Annotated in this window: 14 protein-coding genes and 1 pseudogene; 8 read left to right on the top strand and 7 right to left on the bottom strand. The window is 62.4% G+C overall.

Going from position 1 to position 18064, the window contains the following annotated elements:
- Nucleotides 1-344: 344 nt before the first annotated feature.
- On the bottom strand, nucleotides 345-887 hold the full coding sequence (locus tag JBO08_RS21970) for an acyl-CoA thioesterase (RefSeq protein WP_065946387.1): 543 nt from the start codon (nucleotides 885-887) through the stop codon (nucleotides 345-347).
- A 108-nt stretch (nucleotides 888-995) separates the two neighbouring features.
- Between JBO08_RS21970 and JBO08_RS21965 the strand changes: the two genes are divergently transcribed.
- Together JBO08_RS21965 and JBO08_RS21960 are read left to right on the top strand one after the other, a co-directional pair.
- Nucleotides 996-1955, top strand: coding sequence for a GlxA family transcriptional regulator (locus JBO08_RS21965; RefSeq protein ID WP_065891223.1), 960 nt, complete (start codon nucleotides 996-998; stop codon nucleotides 1953-1955).
- Between the two features lie 65 nt (nucleotides 1956-2020).
- Nucleotides 2021-2440 (top strand): annotated as a pseudogene (locus JBO08_RS21960) (zinc-binding dehydrogenase); the annotation flags it as partial.
- 61 nt (nucleotides 2441-2501) lie between these two features.
- On the opposite strand, the gene JBO08_RS21955 reads toward JBO08_RS21960, so the two are convergent.
- Nucleotides 2502-2966, bottom strand: coding sequence for a hypothetical protein (locus tag JBO08_RS21955; RefSeq protein ID WP_220074942.1), 465 nt, complete (start codon nucleotides 2964-2966; stop codon nucleotides 2502-2504).
- 146 nt (nucleotides 2967-3112) lie between these two features.
- Nucleotides 3113-3835, bottom strand: coding sequence for a pirin family protein (locus JBO08_RS21950; protein ID WP_065876070.1), 723 nt, complete (start codon nucleotides 3833-3835; stop codon nucleotides 3113-3115).
- Between the two features lie 181 nt (nucleotides 3836-4016).
- Between JBO08_RS21950 and JBO08_RS21945 the strand changes: the two genes are divergently transcribed.
- Nucleotides 4017-4967 (top strand): GlxA family transcriptional regulator, encoded by a 951-nt coding sequence (locus JBO08_RS21945; RefSeq protein WP_065876071.1) that lies wholly within the window; start codon nucleotides 4017-4019, stop codon nucleotides 4965-4967.
- 95 nt (nucleotides 4968-5062) lie between these two features.
- Entirely contained in the window at nucleotides 5063-6586 is a 1524-nt protein-coding gene (locus tag JBO08_RS21940; protein ID WP_065881728.1) for a winged helix-turn-helix domain-containing protein, read from the top strand.
- Here JBO08_RS21940 and JBO08_RS21935 read toward each other — a convergent pair.
- Nucleotides 6533-9295, bottom strand: a complete 2763-nt coding sequence (locus tag JBO08_RS21935; RefSeq protein WP_220074941.1) for a winged helix-turn-helix domain-containing protein — start codon at nucleotides 9293-9295, stop codon at nucleotides 6533-6535. The genes JBO08_RS21940 and JBO08_RS21935 overlap by 54 nt on opposite strands.
- 57 nt (nucleotides 9296-9352) lie before the next feature.
- Nucleotides 9353-9751, bottom strand: coding sequence for a helix-turn-helix domain-containing protein (locus tag JBO08_RS21930; protein WP_065876074.1), 399 nt, complete (start codon nucleotides 9749-9751; stop codon nucleotides 9353-9355).
- 204 nt (nucleotides 9752-9955) lie between these two features.
- On the opposite strand from JBO08_RS21930, the gene JBO08_RS21925 reads away from it, so the two are divergent.
- Both JBO08_RS21925 and JBO08_RS21920 read left to right on the top strand, forming a co-directional pair.
- Nucleotides 9956-10864 carry a LysR family transcriptional regulator gene (locus JBO08_RS21925; RefSeq protein ID WP_065876075.1) on the top strand — a complete coding sequence of 303 codons (909 nt, stop codon included), beginning with the start codon at nucleotides 9956-9958 and terminating at the stop codon, nucleotides 10862-10864.
- A 420-nt stretch (nucleotides 10865-11284) separates the two neighbouring features.
- Nucleotides 11285-11722 (top strand): carboxymuconolactone decarboxylase family protein, encoded by a 438-nt coding sequence (locus tag JBO08_RS21920; RefSeq protein ID WP_049708741.1) that lies wholly within the window; start codon nucleotides 11285-11287, stop codon nucleotides 11720-11722.
- A 4-nt stretch (nucleotides 11723-11726) separates the two neighbouring features.
- Here the strand turns inward: JBO08_RS21920 and JBO08_RS21915 are convergent, their stop codons facing one another.
- Nucleotides 11727-13871 (bottom strand): TonB-dependent siderophore receptor, encoded by a 2145-nt coding sequence (locus JBO08_RS21915; protein WP_220074940.1) that lies wholly within the window; start codon nucleotides 13869-13871, stop codon nucleotides 11727-11729.
- Between the two features lie 193 nt (nucleotides 13872-14064).
- Between JBO08_RS21915 and JBO08_RS21910 the strand changes: the two genes are divergently transcribed.
- Nucleotides 14065-14844: an acetoin reductase gene (locus JBO08_RS21910; RefSeq protein WP_065876077.1), complete on the top strand. Its 780-nt coding sequence runs from the start codon at nucleotides 14065-14067 to the stop codon at nucleotides 14842-14844.
- Between the two features lie 69 nt (nucleotides 14845-14913).
- Here JBO08_RS21910 and JBO08_RS21905 read toward each other — a convergent pair whose 3' ends face one another.
- Nucleotides 14914-16776: a sigma-54-dependent Fis family transcriptional regulator gene (locus JBO08_RS21905; RefSeq protein WP_065876078.1), complete on the bottom strand. Its 1863-nt coding sequence runs from the start codon at nucleotides 16774-16776 to the stop codon at nucleotides 14914-14916.
- A gap of 310 nt (nucleotides 16777-17086) precedes the next feature.
- Between JBO08_RS21905 and JBO08_RS21900 the strand changes: the two genes are divergently transcribed.
- Nucleotides 17087-18064, top strand: a complete 978-nt coding sequence (locus JBO08_RS21900; RefSeq protein ID WP_049708737.1) for a thiamine pyrophosphate-dependent dehydrogenase E1 component subunit alpha — start codon at nucleotides 17087-17089, stop codon at nucleotides 18062-18064.

The following is an 18064-nucleotide window of genomic DNA, read 5'->3' as shown; positions in this document are numbered from 1 at the left end:
ACAAATTTTAACATTCGCCACTTTGTTTTTCAGAGAGGGAAGGGGTAATGCGCGGCTATTGCGAGGGTGTTTGTACGAACGTACACATATGCTAGTGCAAATTCTTAATGCTCGATAAGTATTTTAGACCAAACGCTTTTTTGGTGGAATCGGGTAAACCCTTGCATCGCTAGTGGCAAGGGGGGACTGGATTAAGCCTGCGACGCTTCGGCGAACTCATCGATTGCGGGGCTGCGCGGTCATGCCCACACGTTAGCCAGCAACGTCGGCCAGGGCGATCTACGGCTGGCCCAGACCAGGTGCAACCGACGCCGGGGAGGGGCTGTTGTGCAGGTTGCCAACACTCAAACCTGCTCCTCCTCCCGCAACTGCACACTCATGTCATCACAACTTTGCGCCCAGTCGCTGAGCCATTGCGGCATTGGCGGTGACGCTTCATCCAGCCCCAGTTCACGTAAAAAATCCGCTGGGGGCAGGGTGCCCTTGGCCGAGCGGAACAACCCGCGCATCACCACCACGCCGACCACCCGGCCCTTACGGACAAAACGGTGTTCCATCAGGCTCCATTTGTGGTCCCAGCCGAGCATGCGGGTGTGCACCTCAAACACGTCGAACAGCTTCAACTCCCGGCGGAACTTGCCCCAGGTATCGCCCACGATCGGCAGCGCTTTGTTGCGCAGCGCCACGCGAAAGGCGCCGGTGCGCAACACAAAATCCATCCTTGCGACGTCCGCCAGGGAAAAGTAGCGGCCATTGGTGACGTGCCGGTTGATATCCAGGTCCAGCGGCCAGACGCGCATGCGCACCACGGTGGTGGCCAGGCCATGGACAGGTTTGCGCCAGGGGCGCCGGGACAGCATGAAGAGCAAGCGAAACCAGAGATTCATCAAGGCACCAGACAGTTGATCAGTGGCAGCACTGTAAAGATGTGGAATCGGCTAAGGTAGGTGCACAAATGACTTATTACCTGCGAAAAGCGCAACAGGGCTCCTTTCATGCACATTACCTTGCTCCTGGCCGATCGTTGTTCTGCCGCCAGTGCCACCTTGGCGCTGGAGATGCTCAGCGCCGCCAACCTGTTCGCCGACAGCCCACCCTTCGACGTGGTCGTTGCCTCCTTGGACGGCCAGGCCGTGGAGGCTTGGGGCGGGCAGTGCTTGCAGGTGGACCGCGCGGTGGCGCAGATCGCGCAGACCGACCTGGTGCTGATCCCAGGTTTTTTGTTCACATTGAAGGAGGCCCTGCCGAACTTTCCTGCCTACGCAGCCTGGTTGCGCGAACAGCATGCACGCGGCGCGGTGTTGGCTTCGATGTGCACCGCAGCGTTTTTGCTGGCTGAGTGCGGCGTTCTACAAAACCTGCGCGCCACGACTCACTGGGCGTTTGCCGACCTGTTTCGACGACGCTACGCGGACGTGAACCTGGATGACGCGCAGATCCTCTGCGAAGAAAACCGTGTGATCACCAGCGGTGGGGCAAGCGCGGCGATGGACTTGATGTTGCATCTGATCCGTCGTTTCGGCTCTCCGGAACTGGCCCACACCTGTGGTAAATACTTGCTGATCGATAATGTGCGTAGCGAACAGTCGGTATATGCCATGTGGTCGCTGCCCAAAAGCCATGGCGATGGCGAGATCCTGCGCGTGCAGCACTGGCTGGAGCAGCACTTTGCCGAGGCCTTGGTCATTGACGATGTGGCCCGGCGCTTTGGGTTTGGCGTGCGCAATTTCAAGCGGCGTTTTAAGGACGCTACCGAGTACACCCCGATTGCCTACCTGCAAACCCTGCGCCTGGAGCGGGCCAAGCAAATGCTGGAATCGACCCGCATGACCCTGGAAAGCATCACCTACGCGGTGGGTTACGAAGACAGCAATTCTTTCCGCCGCCTTTTCCAGCAACGGGTGGGCCTGTTGCCGGCGGCGTATCGCAAGAAGTTCCTCGCCCATCCAGGTTGATTCAGCGCCGTAACTGCGGTTCGCCCTCGATGCAGGCCACCAGGAACTCCATCACTACCTTTAATTACGACGATGGCCGATTCGCCGACCATGTGTTGCAGGCAACAGGCGGGAAGGGCGTGGATGTGGTCTTCGATTCCCTGGGCAAAAGTACCTTGCGCGACAGTTTTCGCGCCTGCCGCACACGCGGTTTGATCGTTAACTATGGCAATGTTTCGGGCTCGCTGACGGACCTCGACCCGATTGAACTGGGCGAAGCCGGGTCGTTATTTTTGACGCGGCCACGGCTGGCCGACCACATGGCCGATGGGGCCACCGTGCAGCGACGCGCCAATGCGGTCTTTGCGGCGATGCTCGAAGGGGCTTTGACGGTGGATATCGAGGGGCATTACACGCTGGAGACCGTGCAGCGGGTGCACGAACGCATCGAAGCGCGGCAACAGGTCGGCAAGGCGGTGCTGTGGGTGGACCGTGAGTTGCATTAATAGCGGGCGAAAAAAAACCGGCTGATCAGGCCGGTTTGGGGTTCCCGCAAGCAGCGGGAGGTTAAGCGTTGTTGCCTTGCAGACGATCAGCACCGCCTTCAGCCAGACCGCGTTCTTGCAGACGATCAGCACCGCCTTCAGCCAGACCGCGTTCTTGCAGACGATCAGCACCGCCTTCAGCCAGACCGCGTTCTTGCAGACGATCAGCACCACCTTCAGCCAGACCGCGTTCTTGCAGGCGATCAGCACCACCTTCAGCCAGACCGCGTTCTTGCAGGCGATCAGCACCGCCTTCAGCCAGACCGCGTTCTTGCAGGCGATCAGCACCGCCTTCAGCCAGACCGCGTTCTTGCAAGCGATCAGCACCGCCTTCGGCGACACGGCGGTCCAGCAGGCGGTCCGAACCACCCTCTGCAACACGACTTTCGATCAGGCGATCCGAACCGCCTTCAGCAACCACTGGGTGAGCAAATGCATTTGCAGCAAGTACCGAGAAAGCGAGGCTAAGCAAGATTTGGCGTTTCATGATGGTGTGCTCCGAGTGTTTTAGTTTGGGTGTTGCCTGGTATGGGTTTGATGGTACGCGTTGCATTTTTTAAGAGAACTTCATTGGGCTGATGGTGACTATCGACGCCAGCGATGGCTCGTGTTGGCGGGCCATCGCGGGGCCGGTCATGGCATCTGCGGCAATTCCTGTGGGCGCAGGTCGAACACCAGCACTTCGGCGTCTTCACCCTGGCTCAAGCGGATCTGCCGCTCATCCCGTACCCGAGCGCCATCGCCTTCCTGCAAGCGCTGGCCGTTCACTTCAACGCTGCCCCGGGCCACGTGGATGTACACGTGGCGGTCCGGCGGCAGGTCCAGGGTTGCGGCTTCGTCACCGTTGAACAGCCCGGCATACACCCGTGCGTCCTGACGCACGCTGAGGGCGCCGTCATTGCCCTCTGGCGAGATGATCAACTGCAGGCGCCCACGTTTCTGAGCCTCGCTGAAGTGCTCCTGCTGGTAGCGCGGCTCGGCGCCGGCCACCGCGGGCACGATCCAGATTTGCAGGAAGTGCACGCCACGGCTTTGGCTGTGGTTGAACTCGCTGTGGGCTACACCGCTGCCGGCGCTCATCAGTTGCACGTCGCCAGGGCGGATCACCGAGCCGGTGCCCAGGGTGTCCTTGTGTTCCAGGGCGCCTTCGAGCACATAGGAGAAAATCTCCATGTCGCGGTGTGGATGCTGGCCGAAGCCTTTGCCAGCGGCGACGCGGTCATCGTTGATCACCAGCAGGTCGGAAAACCCTTGTTCATTCGGGTTCCAGTAGTTGGCGAACGAGAAGGTGTGGAACGACTTCAACCAACCGTGATTGGCGGCGCCGCGTTCGGAAGCTTTGCGAAGGGTCAGCATGGTCTTGTCCTCAAGTGGGAGCGGGCTGCGACATGCAGGGCTCCGTCGTTGAGAAAGAGGTTAATGGTTACTGGAAGATTGATTAAGAAGGTGGATTCTGAATAACTGTCGCTTATGAGTTGACAGTTTCAGGCATGGCATACTGTCCGCCGTTTTCCTTTTTTGATGGACCTTTCCCTGTATGAAAACCGTGGCCATGGCGCTGTTTCCGGACTTCCTCCTGCTCGACATGGCCGGGCCGCTCGAAGTGTTCTCCATTGCCAACCGCTACCTGCCGGCGGCCGCGCACTACCAGATCCTCACTATCGGCACCGAGCCCGGCCCGTTGCGTGCTTCCAACGGCGTGATGGTGCAGACCGATCTGCTGCTGGACCAGGCCCTGGATGCCTACGACTTGCTGCTGGTGCCCGGCGGGCCCGGTGCCTATAACGAATGCCACCCCGCGCTGTTGCCCTGGCTCAAGGCTGCGGCCCCACGGGCGCGGCGCTTCGGCTCGATCTGCACCGGTGCGTTCGTGCTGGGGCATGCAGGCCTGCTCGACGAGCACCGTGTAACAACCCATTGGCACTACACCGAACGGCTGATCAAGGCGTTTCCCAAGGCGATTGTCGAGACGGATCAAATCTACTTGCAGGACGGGCGCTTGATCACTTCGGGTGGCGTCACGGCCGGTATCGACCTGGCGTTGTCGGTGGTGGCCCAGGACCATGGCAAGCAAGTCGCGGTGGACGTGGCCAAGGTGCTGCTGGTGGTGATGAAGCGCCAGGGCGGCCAAGCTCAGTTCAGCCCGATGACAGCAGCGGTTGCGCCCCAGGAAACCGCGATTACCCGCGTGCAGAACTATGTCCTGGCGCATTTGGAGCAGCCTTTCACCATCGAATCCATGGCCGAGCTGGCCGGCATGAGCGCACGCCATTTTGCGAGGCTGTTTGCCAAGGATGTGCAAATGACGCCTATGGCGTTCCTGCAAGGTGCGCGCATCGACCGCGCCCGGCAGTTGCTGGAATCCACCGACCTGCCGCTCAAGACCGTGGCTTTCCACGCAGGCTTCGGCAGCGTGCGGCATATGCGCTTTTTGTTCAGTGAGAAGCTGGGCCTCAACCCGACCCAATACCGACAGCAGTTCAGTTAACGACAGAATGTCCGTCTCGCGCACCCGATTGTCCGTGTCGCTCCCCGTTCCAGCATTGTCCTGTCATCGCCAACTGGCAAGATAGCGTCAAGCCCATGGAAAAGGATGCGCAAACGCCCAAGGCCGGGTGTTTCAGCGCGATGACCCACATGAATAACCCTCAGGCGATTGACGCTGATGGCACGGTCCGCTTCGGCGCCTATGTCTTTCACCGGCAACAGCGGTTGGTCAGCAAGGCCGGCTGGCCCGTACCCTTGGGCGGACGTGCGCTGGATATCCTCACGGCGCTGCTCGAAGCGCCTGGGCAGTACATCAGCAAGGCCACCTTGATCGAGCGGGTCTGGCCGAACAGCGTGGTGGAAGAAAACAACCTGCGCGTGCACATCGCTGCACTGCGCCGCGCCCTCGATGGGCAACGCTTCATTCTCAACGACCCGCAGCGCGGCTACTGTTTCACAGCACCTGTACAGGACGCGGTACACGTCATGCTGCCCCGGCACAATCTGGCAGCGCGGCTCAGCCCTGTGATTGGCTGCGATGAACTGTTGGGTGTGCTGGTGCGGCGCCTGTCGGGGCAGCGCCTGATGACGCTCACCGGGTGCGCCGGCGTAGGCAAGAGCACCTTGGCCCTGGCGCTGGCCGAGCGCGTGTTGCCGCGTTATCGGGACGGTGTGTGGTGGGTCGATCTGGCCACCGTGGAAGCGCCGATGAGTATGCTGTGCCACCTGGCCACCGCGCTGAACCTTGAACCGAGCGCCAGCGCTACCGAGTTAAGCCGTCAATTGACCTCCCGCCAGCTGTTGCTGGTGCTCGACGGCGCCGACCTTCTGCTCGGCGCCTGCCGTCACCTGGTGCGGGTGCTTGGCAAAACAGCGCCTCAAGTCAGTGTGCTGGTGAGTAGTCGTGAGGCCCTGAAAGTCCACGGCGAATGGGTGCAGCGCGTGCCCCGGCTGGCGGTGCCTGCACCGTCGGCACTGAGCAGTGTTGAACAGGCGATGGCCTATCCGGCCGTGCAATTGTTCGTTGCCCGCGGGCGTGCCAGTCAGCAGGGCTTCGTGTTGCGGCCCCAGGACTTGGCGCCGCTGCGGGATATCTGCCGACGCCTGGATGGCATTCCCCTTGCACTGGAACTGGCGGCCGCTCAAGTGGATGCCCTGGGTGTGCGCGGGCTGCAGCAGCAACTGTGCAAGGGCTTGCAGGTGCTGACCCGCGGCCGCCGTACGGCAGTGGAACGTCACCAATCCCTGACCGCCGCCCTGGACTGGACCTGCGAGCGCCTGAGCCTGCCGGAGCGCTGGCTGTTCCTGCAATTGGGGTTGTTCAAGATGGCGGTAACCTTGCCCACCTTGAGTGAACTGGTCGCCGGCACCGAGCTGGAACACGCCGATCTGTCCTACCTGCTGAGGCGTCTTGTCGGCGTGTCGTTGCTGACCCTCGAGCCCGGCCCCGGCAACCCGCGTTACCGTCTGCTCAATTGCGTGCGCAGCTATGCCCTGGCACAACTGCGCGATCCGGAGCAGGTGGCGCGTTTGCAGCAGGGTTATGGACATTACCTGGGACCGTTTTCAGGCCGGCCGTTTGTCCTCAAGCTCGTCGAGCAGGCTGCGTACGCGAACTAGGTCCTGGGTGGCGAAGCCTTCGGTGAATCGCGCGTAGATTGAACTCAACAGGTCGCGTGCAGCTTGCTCGCGACCTTGGGACAGCCACAGCCGCGCCAATGATGTCGCGCAACGCAGCTCCCAGGCGAGCGCGCCTTGCTGGTGCGCCAGCGCCAGGGCATCGTGCAGCAGTGCTTCGGCCGCGTGGATATCCGCCATGCTGTTGGCGCGTACCCGCAGAATTTCCGGCGCACACCAGCCCGCGTCGCCTGTGCGTGCGCGGTCGAAGGCAGGCTCATCGACCGTGTGTGCATCGAGCGTGATCAGGATGTCCTCGATCAGCCCCAAGCCTTGCCAGTCTTTATGCCCGAGGATGCCGGCGTAGTGCCCCGCCCACGTCTGGAACAGTTGCACCGAATGCTTGTGCGCGTGTTCCAGCAACAATGCCTGCAGCGTCTGAGCGCTGTCCTCTTCACCGTTGTAGCGGGCGATCACCACGCCTGCCAGGGCCAGGGTGTAGCAGATGGAAGTGCCATGATTGATTTGCAGCGCCAGTTCCAACGCCTGGCTGGCGGTACGCCAGGCTTGCTCGGGGAAACCTTGCAGCCAGAGGATTCGCGCCAATACGGTCAGGGAGGCAACGTTTTGGTCGTATTGCACGCCAATCCCGTGGGCGAACCGGTTGAGGTGGCCGCTGTGCGCCATGCGTTGGATCAATTGTTCGGCGTTATGCCGGGCGAGTGCCTGATTGCCGTTGTAGTGCTGCGCCAATACCCGCAGGCGTTGGGCGCTCAAGTCCAGTAGCGGGTCAGTGCGTGGGTCGAGGCGATCAAATTGCATGCTCTGCGCCAACGCCTGGCGATAGCGGCCTGCGCACAAGTTCACCGCCAGATGACCGGAGATGGCGCGCATTTGGCCAGCGACATCCTGGCGCTCCTCAGCCAGGCGTTGAGCCCCGACAAAGGCCGCGATGGTCTGGGGAGCAGCCCCCATGGCGTGGTAAGACAGGCTGCCCAGCGCCAATTGCAGTTGCATTGTCAGTTGAGTGCAGGGCGTACGGACCTGCTCAATCAACGCCAGCGCCTTGCCCACATACAAGCCGTGTTCCCGGAGCAACGACAACTCTTGCCAGAGCGGCATTGCGCTGACCGTCAAGCGGACAGCCAACAGGTGTTCACCGCCCTGTCCAAGTCCCCAGTCGAGCGCGGCGCGGACGTCTTCGCGCAGCGGTGCGTAGCGGTCGATCCAGGGCTGGGTCGCGATCAGCTCCCAATCGCCGCGCGCCTGCTCCATCAGTGCCAGGCAGCGTGCTGCATGGCGCTCGCGGGTGGCGTCGAGCTCATGGGCAACGCTGAGTTTTTCCAGGGCGTAGGTGCGCGTGATGTCCAGCAGCCGATAGCCCATCTCGTCATCACCGGCCTCCACATTGAGCAAGGATTTGGCCACCAATTGCGTGATCGAACCCAGCACCTCAGCCGGCGCCACCTGTTCCCCGGCAATCACCGCTGCGGCGCTCGCCAGGCTGAACCCACCTCGGAACACCGCCAGGCGCCGCAGGCAGACTTGCTCGCAGGCGGTCAGCAGCTCAAAGCTCCAGTCCAGCGTGGCGCGCAGGGTCTGATGCCGCGGCAGCGCACTGCGTCGGCCACGGGTGAGCAGGCGGAAGTTGTCTTCCATCTGCACCAGTAGCCCGGGCAGGCCGAAGCGTTCGATTTGCGCCGCCACCAACTCGATCGCCAGGGGGATGCCGTCCAGGCGCTGACAGATATCAATCGCCAGCGGCAGTTCGGTTTCACTCAGTTCAAAACTGTCCTGATGGGACATGGCCCGCTCGATCAACAATTGCAGGGCCGGGTAGCCCAATGCCTGGGCGCGGTTACCGGTGGCAGGCGGGCAGGCCAGGGGTTCCAGGCGCTGCACGTACTCGCCCTCGGCGCGCAATGCCTCGCGGCTGGTGGCCAGGATGTTCAGCCTGGGCGCGTGGCGCAGCAAGGTTTCGCTGATCAGGGCGATGTCATCGAGCAGGTGTTCGCAGTTGTCGATCACCAGCAGCAACTGGCGCTCCTGCAAACTGCGGGCGAATGTGGCCAATGGTTCGTGCTCGACGTGGGTCAGGTCGAGCAGGGCGGCGAGATTGGGCAGGATCATCGATGGCGCGCTCAGCGGCGCCAGGTCGAGCAAGCGAATACCGTCGCGGTAATGCCCGATCAGCAATTCCGCCACGCGCAACGCGACGGTGGTCTTGCCGATGCCGCCGGCGCCGGTCAGGGTGATGAAGCGTTGTTCGGGCAGTTGTTGCACCAGGCTGTCGATCAGGGCCTGGCGGCCGATCATCCGGGTGCGGCGCAAGGGCAGGTTGTGGCACGGGCTTTGGGGAGCGCCGTCGGTGGGTAGCGTCATCGGTTCGATGCTCAGTGGCGCAACAAAACTGTAGCCGCGCTGGGCCACGGTGACGATATAGCGCTGCCCGGCCTGGCCGTCGCCCAAGGCCTTGCGCAACGCCGCCATGTGCACGCGCAGGTTGCCGTCCTCGACCACGCTTTTCGGCCAGACCCGGGCGATCAGTTCCTGCTTGCTCACCACATTGCCGGCCTGCTCCAGCAGGATCAGCAGGATATCCACTGCCCGCCGTCCCAGGCGCAACGGGCGACCCGCCTCCAGCACCAGGCGTTGGCGCGGGTGGATGCGGTAAGGGCCGAAATGCACGGCCTGATCGCTGAGGTCACTCATGGGTGGCCATGCTCGGGAGGGGGGAGCGGCCAGCATATTCCAGGTCCGTACAGACCACTAGGCAGCAATCACTTGAGGCTTGTGGCGCGAGTGGTGATTTCGCCAGGTCATCGGGTTGACGCCCTCGCTGCGGGTGAACATATGGCAGAAGTGCGCCTGGTCGCAAAACCCGCACTCCAGGCTGATTTGCGTGAGGCTCAAGGAGGAACTGGTGATCAATTCCTTGGCTCTCTGGATGCGCTGTTGGCGGATCCACTCCTGCGGCGACAGCCCGGTGCTGCACTTGAAGGCGCGTGAGAAATGGCTGCGCGACAACGCACAGGCCTGGGCCAGGTCGGCAATGGCCAGGCTTTCGCCGAGATTGGCCAGGATCAATTGCTTGGCGATACGCTCGCGCCGGGGGCATAGGCCACCGGTGGCGGATAAACGAGGGGCATATTGCTCGAGTCGGGCCATGACAAATATCCGCAGTCGATGGGAGCGTTCCCGTTGAATGGATGCAGTGTAGACGCCGCTAATCTTGTTGCCGGACCGCCCGGCTGACGAGTTAATCGTTGTTAATTTCGTCAGGTGCCGGCCTGGAAAAGACAGCACAGCCATGCAATCCCAACTGCGCTTCGTGTGTTTATCTGTAGGCTCTCCAATCGTTTGGATACCACCATGAACCGCAACGACCTGCGCCGCGTCGACATGAACCTGCTGGTGATTTTCGAAGCGCTGATGTTCGAGAAGAACCTGACCCGGGTCGCCGAAAAACTCTTCATGGGCCAACCCGCGGTCAGCGCGGCGCTGGGGCGTCTGCGCGATTTGTTCGACGACCCTTTGCTGCTGCGCAACGGGCGGGGCATGGAGCCCACGCCACGCGCGCTGGCGATACTCAAGGAGTTGCAACCGGCGATGGACACCATTTCCGGCGCGGTCAGCCGAGCCAAGGATTTTGATCCTTCCACCAGCTGTGCGGTGTTCCGCATCGGCCTTTCCGACGACGCCGAGTTCGGCCTGTTCCCGCCACTGCTCAGCCAACTGCGCGAAGAGGCCCCAGGCATCATCGTGGTGGTGCGTCGGGCTAATTACTTGCTGATGTCATCGTTGCTGGCCAGTGGTGAGATATCCGTTGGCGTGAGCTACACCACCGAACTGCCGGCGAATGCCAAGCGCAAGAAGCTGCGGGACATCCCATGCAAGGTCCTGCGTGGGGACGACGGCGCCGAGCCGCTGACCCTGGATGACTACTGTGAGCGGCCCCATGCGATGGTGTCGTTTTCCGGGGACTTGAGCGGCAATATTGACCTGGACTTGGCGCGCATTGGCAGGGCGCGACGGGTGGTGCTGGCGGTGCCGCAGTTCAGCGGCTTGCGCGCGTTGCTGGCGGGCACGCAGATTATCGCGACGGTGCCGGATTACGCGGCGTGTGCGTTGACCGAGGGCACGGCGTTACGGGCGGAGGATCCGCCGTTTGCGATCGAGGCGGCGGAGTTGTCGATGGTGTGGAGCGGGGTGCATGACAATGACCCGGCGGAGCGGTGGTTGAGGGGGAGGATTGGGGAGCATATGGCGCGGGTGGTTTGACCTTCTGGGTACATATCCGTTATTTGCGTAACGGCGGCTTATGGTTCCGCCCTTACGGCGGGTCACTTTCGAAAAGCGCGAAAGTAACCAAAGCGCTCTTGCCCCAACACTCGGCACCTCGCCTAGGCTCGGTGTGCCCTCACTCCGGCTTTGGAGCGTGGGCCGGAGTGAGGGCATGTCGAGCCTAGGCGAGACACCGAGTGGTGGGGCAAGAGCCCTTTTGGTTACTTTTGGGGCTCTTTTCCAAAAGTGACCCGCCGTAAGGGCGGAACCATAAGCCGCCGTTACCCCAATAACGGATATGTACTCACCCCCACCCCGAAGAAAATTGGTCACCCATTCTTCCCCAAAATTGGATATTCCTCCCCAACGCCCCGGTGACTAACCTAGTCGCCAACCCCACCGTTCCGGAGCAATACCATGCAAACCCGTACCGATTTCTACACCGCCTCCCCAGACGCGATGAAAGCCATGCTCGCCTTGGAGGCCGCCGTCGGCAAACTGTCCATCGAGCTGCCATTGCTGGAGCTGATCCGCCTGCGTGTGTCGCAGATCAACGGTTGTGCCTTCTGCCTCGACATGCACACCGCTGATGCGCGCAAAGGGGGCGAGACCGAGCGGCGCCTGTACACCGTGTCGGCCTGGCGTGAAACGCCGTTCTTCACTCCGCGTGAGCGCGCCGCGCTGGCCTGGGCCGAGAGCTTGACCCTGCTGAGCCAGACCCACGCCCCGGATGAGGACTTCAACGCGCTGGCCGCCGAATTCAGCGCCCAGGAGCAAGTCGACTTGAGCGTGGCCATCGCCACCATCAACAGCTGGAACCGCCTGGCGGTAGGTTTTCGCAAGATGCCGAAGTAACCCGTCAGAAATTGACCGACGCACTCAGGCGCGCCGTCAATGGCGCGCCTTGGAACAGGTAGTCATCGCCCATGTACTCGCCCGCGTCGCGCCAGTAGCGCTTGTCGAACAGGTTGTCGACGCTCAGGCGGAACACCGTCTCATAGCCGTCCACCTTGGTGGTGTAGCGGCTACCCACATTCACCACCGCGTAATCGCCCACTTCCACCTTGCCGGTGCGGTTGGCGGACTTCTTGGCGCTGTATTGCACGCCACCCAGCACCGCGAGGCCATTCACCCACGGCAAGGCATAGTCGGCATACACGCTGGCACGCAGCTTGGGCACGTTGATCGCCTGGTGACCTTCGTACTCCGGCGTGCCGCTGCCGGTGACCCGCGCACGAATCGCCGCCACGCTGGTTGCAATTTGTAGGCGGTCGGTGGCCCAGCCGTTGGCCGACAACTCCAGCCCGGTGTTTTTCTGCTCGCCTTGTTGCACATAGGTGAAGTTGCCCGCGCCGTCGGGCTGGGCGTACTGGTAGGCCTGGCGGGTCTGGAACACGGCGGCGGCGAAGCTGATGCGGCGCCAGTCGTACTTCACCCCGGCTTCGATTTGCCGTGAGGTGGTCGGGGCCAGGGTTTCATTGGCGTTTCTGGCGTACCAGGGGGCGGTGCCGCCCAGGGACAGGCCCTTGCTGTAGCTGGTGTAAAGCGAGAGGTTGTCCACCGGCTTGTAGATAATCGATGCCTGGGGCAGGAACACATACCGTTGAGTGTGGCGGGCTTCATTGCCGTTATCGTCAAAGGCGCGCTCATCCAGGCGCACTTCACGGCCGCCAAGAAGGGTTTGCCAGTGCTCGTTGAAGCGAATGCGGTCGCTGGCAAACAGGCCGTATTGGCGGCTGTCGAGGTTGCGATGGCTGTCATTCAATGGGACGTCAGTCGGTGTAAAAGTCGGGGCGTCGGCGTTGATATTGCCGCTGCCGATCCACTCGTTGACTGGCGTGCGCTTGTCGATCACGCGGCGAAACGCGCTGGTACCGAAAGTCAGTTCATGGCCCAGGCCGGCGGTGTCGAACAGCCCGGTCATTGCCGCTTGTACTTCATCGTCGCGACGGGTGTCGTCCGGGCTGCGGTAGTCGTAGATGTCGTAGTTGCCTTCGGGCGTGAAGGTGTTGCCTACGCCGCTGGTGGCGCCACCCCAGGCAAACGAACTGTAATCATCGATCACCACCTTGCTGCGGGCGGCACTGACACTGCCTTTCCATTGGTCGCTGAAACGGTATTCAAACTTGCCGTTGAGGTTCAGTGATTCAATGCCCACCTGCCTGGAGCCGCTTTGGTGCCCCAGCAGTTTTTTCGGCGAGGCGTCGTGTGGAACCTCAGTGCCGCCCAACAACTGGTAACCCGGCACCGAGCGCTGTTGCTTGTCCTGGTATTCGGCATCCAGTTGCAGCACCGCATCAGGGCTGATGTTCCAGTCGAAGGCCAAGGAGACGAAATCGCGCTGGCCATTGGCGTGTTCGACATAGGCATTGAGGTCTTCATGGGCCACGTTGGCGCGCAGGCCGAATTGCTGCTCGCTGCCAAACCAACCGCCGACGTCGGTAGCGATGTAGCCGCTGCCGCGATCGTCGGTGGAGACGGTCACCGAGCGCACATCTTCCGGGCGCTTGGTCACGTAGTTGATCACACCGCTTGGCTCGGAGATCCCGCTCTGCAGGCCCGCCAGGCCCTTGAGCACTTCCACTTGCTGCTTGTTTTCCAGGGCGACGTTTTGCTCGCCGGTGATGGTGCGCCCGTTGATCTTGTAGCTGCTGGCCGCGTTCAGCGAGAAGCCGCGCACCACGAAGTTTTCGTAATAACCGATGGGCGCATAGCTGTCGCCCACCGAGGCGTCGTTGCGCAGCACTTCACTGAGCAGGCGCGCTTGCTGGTCTTTGATCAGCGCGGCATTGATCACGCTGATCGACGCCGGGGTGTCCAGCAGCGGCGCGTCATCGAAGCCGCCCACCGAGGCGGTTTCACTGCGGTAGCCGGACTCATCCTGGCCCTGGACCTTCACCGCCGGCAGTTCAATTTCAGCCGCCAGGCTGCTACCGATGCCGCCGCTGAGTAGCAAACCGAGGGCGAAACGTGAGGTGACGACGGGACGAAAACGCAAAACCATGGGGGCAAGGCCTTAAAGCGCAGGGCGGGGGGCGCATAAACTAGGCATAACCGCGCACTTTTACAAGTTTTCGAGAATGGTTCGCGGCTTGAGACAACCCGTCTCAACCTTCCCACCGATCCCACTGCGCCTCGACAGGCCAAGGTGCACCTGTGATAGACAAGGCTTCCTTCATCACTCGCAGGAGATAGCCATGAGTATCGCTGGAAAAGTTGCGCTGGTAACCGGCGCCGGGCAGGGCATTGGCCGGGCCATCGCCCTGCGCCTGGCACAGGACGGTGCCGACATCGCCCTGGTGGACATCAATGGCGCCAAGCTCGAAGCGGTGGCTGCCGAAGTCGTGGCGTTGGGACGCCAGGCCTCGGTGTTTGTCGCCGACGTGTCCAAGCGTGAGCAAGTCGTGGCGGCGGTGGAGCACGCGCACCAGACCTTGGGTGGCTTCGACATCATCGTCAACAACGCCGGGGTCGCGCAGATCGACTCACTGCTGGACGTCAGCCCGGAACAGGTCGAGCGCACCCTGGGCATCAACGTGCAAGGCGTGCTCTGGGGCATCCAGGCTGCCGGCAAGAAATTCAAGGCGCTGGGGCAGAAGGGCAAGATCATCAATGCCTGCTCCATCGCGGGCCACGAAGGCTTTGCGCTGCTCGGCGTGTACTCGGCGACCAAATTTGCCGTGCGCGCCTTGACCCAGGCGGCGGCCAAGGAACTGGCCAGCGCCGGGATTACGGTGAATGCCTACTGCCCGGGTGTGGTGGGCACCGATATGTGGGTCGAGATCGACAAGCGCATGGCCGAGATTACCGGGGCTGAAGTGGGGGCGACGTACAAAAAGTATGTGGATGGGATTGCCCTGGGTCGCGCAGAAACGCCGGAGGATGTGGCGGGGTTGGTGTCTTATCTGGCAGGGCCGGACTCCGACTATATGACCGGGCAAGCTCCGCTGATTGACGGCGGCCTGGTCTACCGCTGATCCCCCAAGGCCTACTCGGTTGAATGTGGGAGCAGGCAAGCCAGCTCCCACATTTTTGGTCTCACTGTGTCAGGTGGTTTTGCCGGGCATGTCGATACCTAGCTGGTTAACTCGGCGATATAGCGTTGCCCTTGAGATGCCCAACGCCTGCGCCGTTGGCAACGGCTTCCAACGATGCCGAATCAACGCATCCAGCACCACCTGCCGCTCCGGACTCACGTTATCTTCCACCCGCGCCTCAACCTGATCCCCTCGCACCTCCACCGGCAGATCCGCCACCTGCAGCGTCCCGCCTTCACATACCGCACACGCATACGCCAGCACATGCCGCAATTGCCGCACGTTGCCCGGCCAGGCGTAACCCAGCAGCAGTTCCAGCGCTGCCTGGCCGATGCCCACCGCGACGCCGCTGTTGCGCGCTTCCTGCTCCAGTAGTCGATTGATCAAGGCCAGTTTGTCGGTACGCTCGCGCAACGGCGGCAGGCAGAAACGCGCGCAGCCGAGGCGAAAGTACAGGTCTTCACGAAAACGGCCCTCAGCGACCAACACCGATAAATCTCGGTGGCTGGCGCAGATCACCTGGATATCCACCGCGCGGGTTTTCGCCGCGCCCAGCGGCGCAACTTCCCCTTCGGCCATCACCCGCAGCAGGCGCGTCTGCAAGGCCAGGGGCATGTCGCCGATTTCATCCAGGAACAACGTGCCGCCATCGGCCTGTATCAACAGCCCCGGCATGCCTTTGCTGGAGGCGCCGGTGAACGCGCCGGCGACGTAGCCGAACAGCTCGCTTTCAATCAGGTTCTCTGGAATCGCCGCACAGTTCACCGCCACAAACGGCCCATCGCGACGGGCACTGCGCGCATGCAGTTGGCGGGCGAAGACTTCCTTGCCGGCACCGGTTTCACCCTGCACCAGCACGGGCAGGTTGCGGTCCTTGACCCGCACGGCCAGGCGCAGGTGCTCTTCCACGCGCGCATCGACCAGCGGGATCAACGCCGCACGCGCCGGTTTGCGGCGCGGTGCATTGACGCGTACATGCAGGGCGCCAGGCTCGCCAATCCAGTGCAGTTGCTGGGCCGATTGGTCGGTCACTGCGCGCAATGCATCCAGGTCGAACACTTCACCGATATGCTCCGGCACCTGGCCAAAGCGCAGGCGCAGGGCCTGGCGCGCTTTGCTATTGAGGGCATGCAAGCGACCGTCTCGGTCCCAGGCCAGCAGCAGGTCGGGCTGGCTGTCCACATAGCCGGGCGTGCTGTGGGCTTGCAGCACCCAATGCTCGCGGGCGCTGTGCATGAAAAACGCGTTTTCGATGGCCTGGGCACTCTGCGCCACCATCTGCCGCACCAAATGCTGGCTGCGGCGGTCATCCGGGGATTTGAACGCGGAGGCGTCCATCACCCCGAGCAGGTTGCCCTGAGGGTCGAAGATCGGCGCGGCGGAGCAGGTGAGGCCGATAAATGCCGCACGAAAGTGGTCGCGCTTGTGCACCGTCACCGCCGACTTGCTGGTGAGCACCGTGGCCACGCCGCACGTGCCTTCTTCAGCTTCCGACCAGCAGGTGCCCAGGTACAGGCCGGCCTTGCGGCAGTCGGTGCGTATCGAGGTGTCCACGCGGTGGTCGATGGTCTGGCCCTGGGCGTCGGTGAGCATCACGCAGTAGTCGGCCTGGCGCACGCGGTGGTGCAGTTGCCCGACTTCTTCGCTGGCGATGCGCATGAACAGTTCGGCGCGCTCGCGGCATTCCTTGAGCAAGGGCTCGCTGAGGATGCGCGGGCCCTGCAGGGAGCCGGGGTCCAAATGGTGTTGTTCCATGGACCGCCGCCACGAATCGAAAATCAGCGACGGCACCGGCGCCTGGGGCAGGCGATCGGCATTGCGGACCACGCGACTGACGCAGTCGACGTGCTCCCTGGAGTTCGCGGCGAGCATAAGGCCTCCGGTTCTCGGTCTTTGTTGTTATGCCCGCCATTAAGCGCGCATGCGTCGGGTGGGACAAGCAGGGACTGACCAACTGCCAGGGCTGAGACGCAGCGTCTCAAACAGCTTGAGACACGGCGTGCACTGTGCAATGCGCCGTCTCATTCTGCGCTGGCAAGTCGTACCCGCACAACGCCAAGGCACTGCTCTGGATCAATGCTTTGCAAGGTTTTTCGGAGGCTTGGCACAGCCTGTGCTGAATGCCCTTGTAGCTGGCCGCAGCCAGCCTTTTGTGTGTCGAGACAACCTGGAGAACAACAAGATGTCCACTCACCTGTCCACCGATCAACTGCTGCATGCCTACACCGTGATGCGCACCATCCGTGATTTCGAAGAACGCCTGCACGTGGAATTCGCCACCGGCGAGATTCCCGGGTTCGTGCACCTCTACGCCGGCCAGGAAGCCAGCGCCGCCGGGGTCATGGCCCACCTCAACGATGAAGATTGCATCGCCTCCAACCACCGTGGCCACGGCCATTGCATCGCTAAGGGCGTGGATGTGTTCGGCATGATGGCCGAGATCTATGGCAAGAAAACTGGCGTGTGCGGTGGCAAAGGCGGCTCCATGCACATCGCCGACCAGGAGAAGGGCATGCTCGGCGCCAATGGCATTGTCGGCGCCGGCGCGCCGTTGGCCGCTGGGGCGGCGCTGGCCTCCAAACTCAAGGGCAGCCAGGGCGTGGCCGTGGCGTTTTTTGGCGACGGTGGTTCCAACGAGGGCGCGGTGTTCGAAGCGATGAACCTGGCCTCGATCATGAAACTGCCGTGCCTGTTCGTCGCCGAAAACAATGGCTATGCCGAGGCCACCGGCTCCGGCTGGTCGGTGGCGTGCAAGGACATTGCCGAACGCGCCGTGGGGTTTGGCATGCCGGGCGTGATCGTCGATGGCAATGATTTCTTCGCCGTACATGAGGCGCTTGGCGTCGCCGTGGCGCGAGCGCGCAAAGGCGATGGGCCGACGCTGGTTGAAGTGAAATTGAGCCGCTTCTACGGCCACTTTGAAGGTGATGCGCAAACCTATCGCGGCCCGGATGAAGTGAAAAAGCTGCGGGAAAGTGCGGATTGCCTGGCGCTGTTCCGCCAACGCTGCAGCGCCGAAGGCTGGCTGGATGCGGCGCAATTCGAACGCATCGACGGCGAGGTTGCACAGTTGATCGAAGACGCCGTCCGCCTGGCCAAATCCGATCCCAAGCCGCAGGCCGCCGACCTGCTCAGCGATGTCTACGTCGCCTACCGCTAA

The sequence above is a fragment of the Pseudomonas sp. LAP_36 genome (genome assembly GCF_019456785.1).
GTDB lineage: Bacteria > Pseudomonadota > Gammaproteobacteria > Pseudomonadales > Pseudomonadaceae > Aquipseudomonas > Aquipseudomonas tritici.
This window is presented reverse-complemented; position numbering and strand designations above follow the sequence as displayed.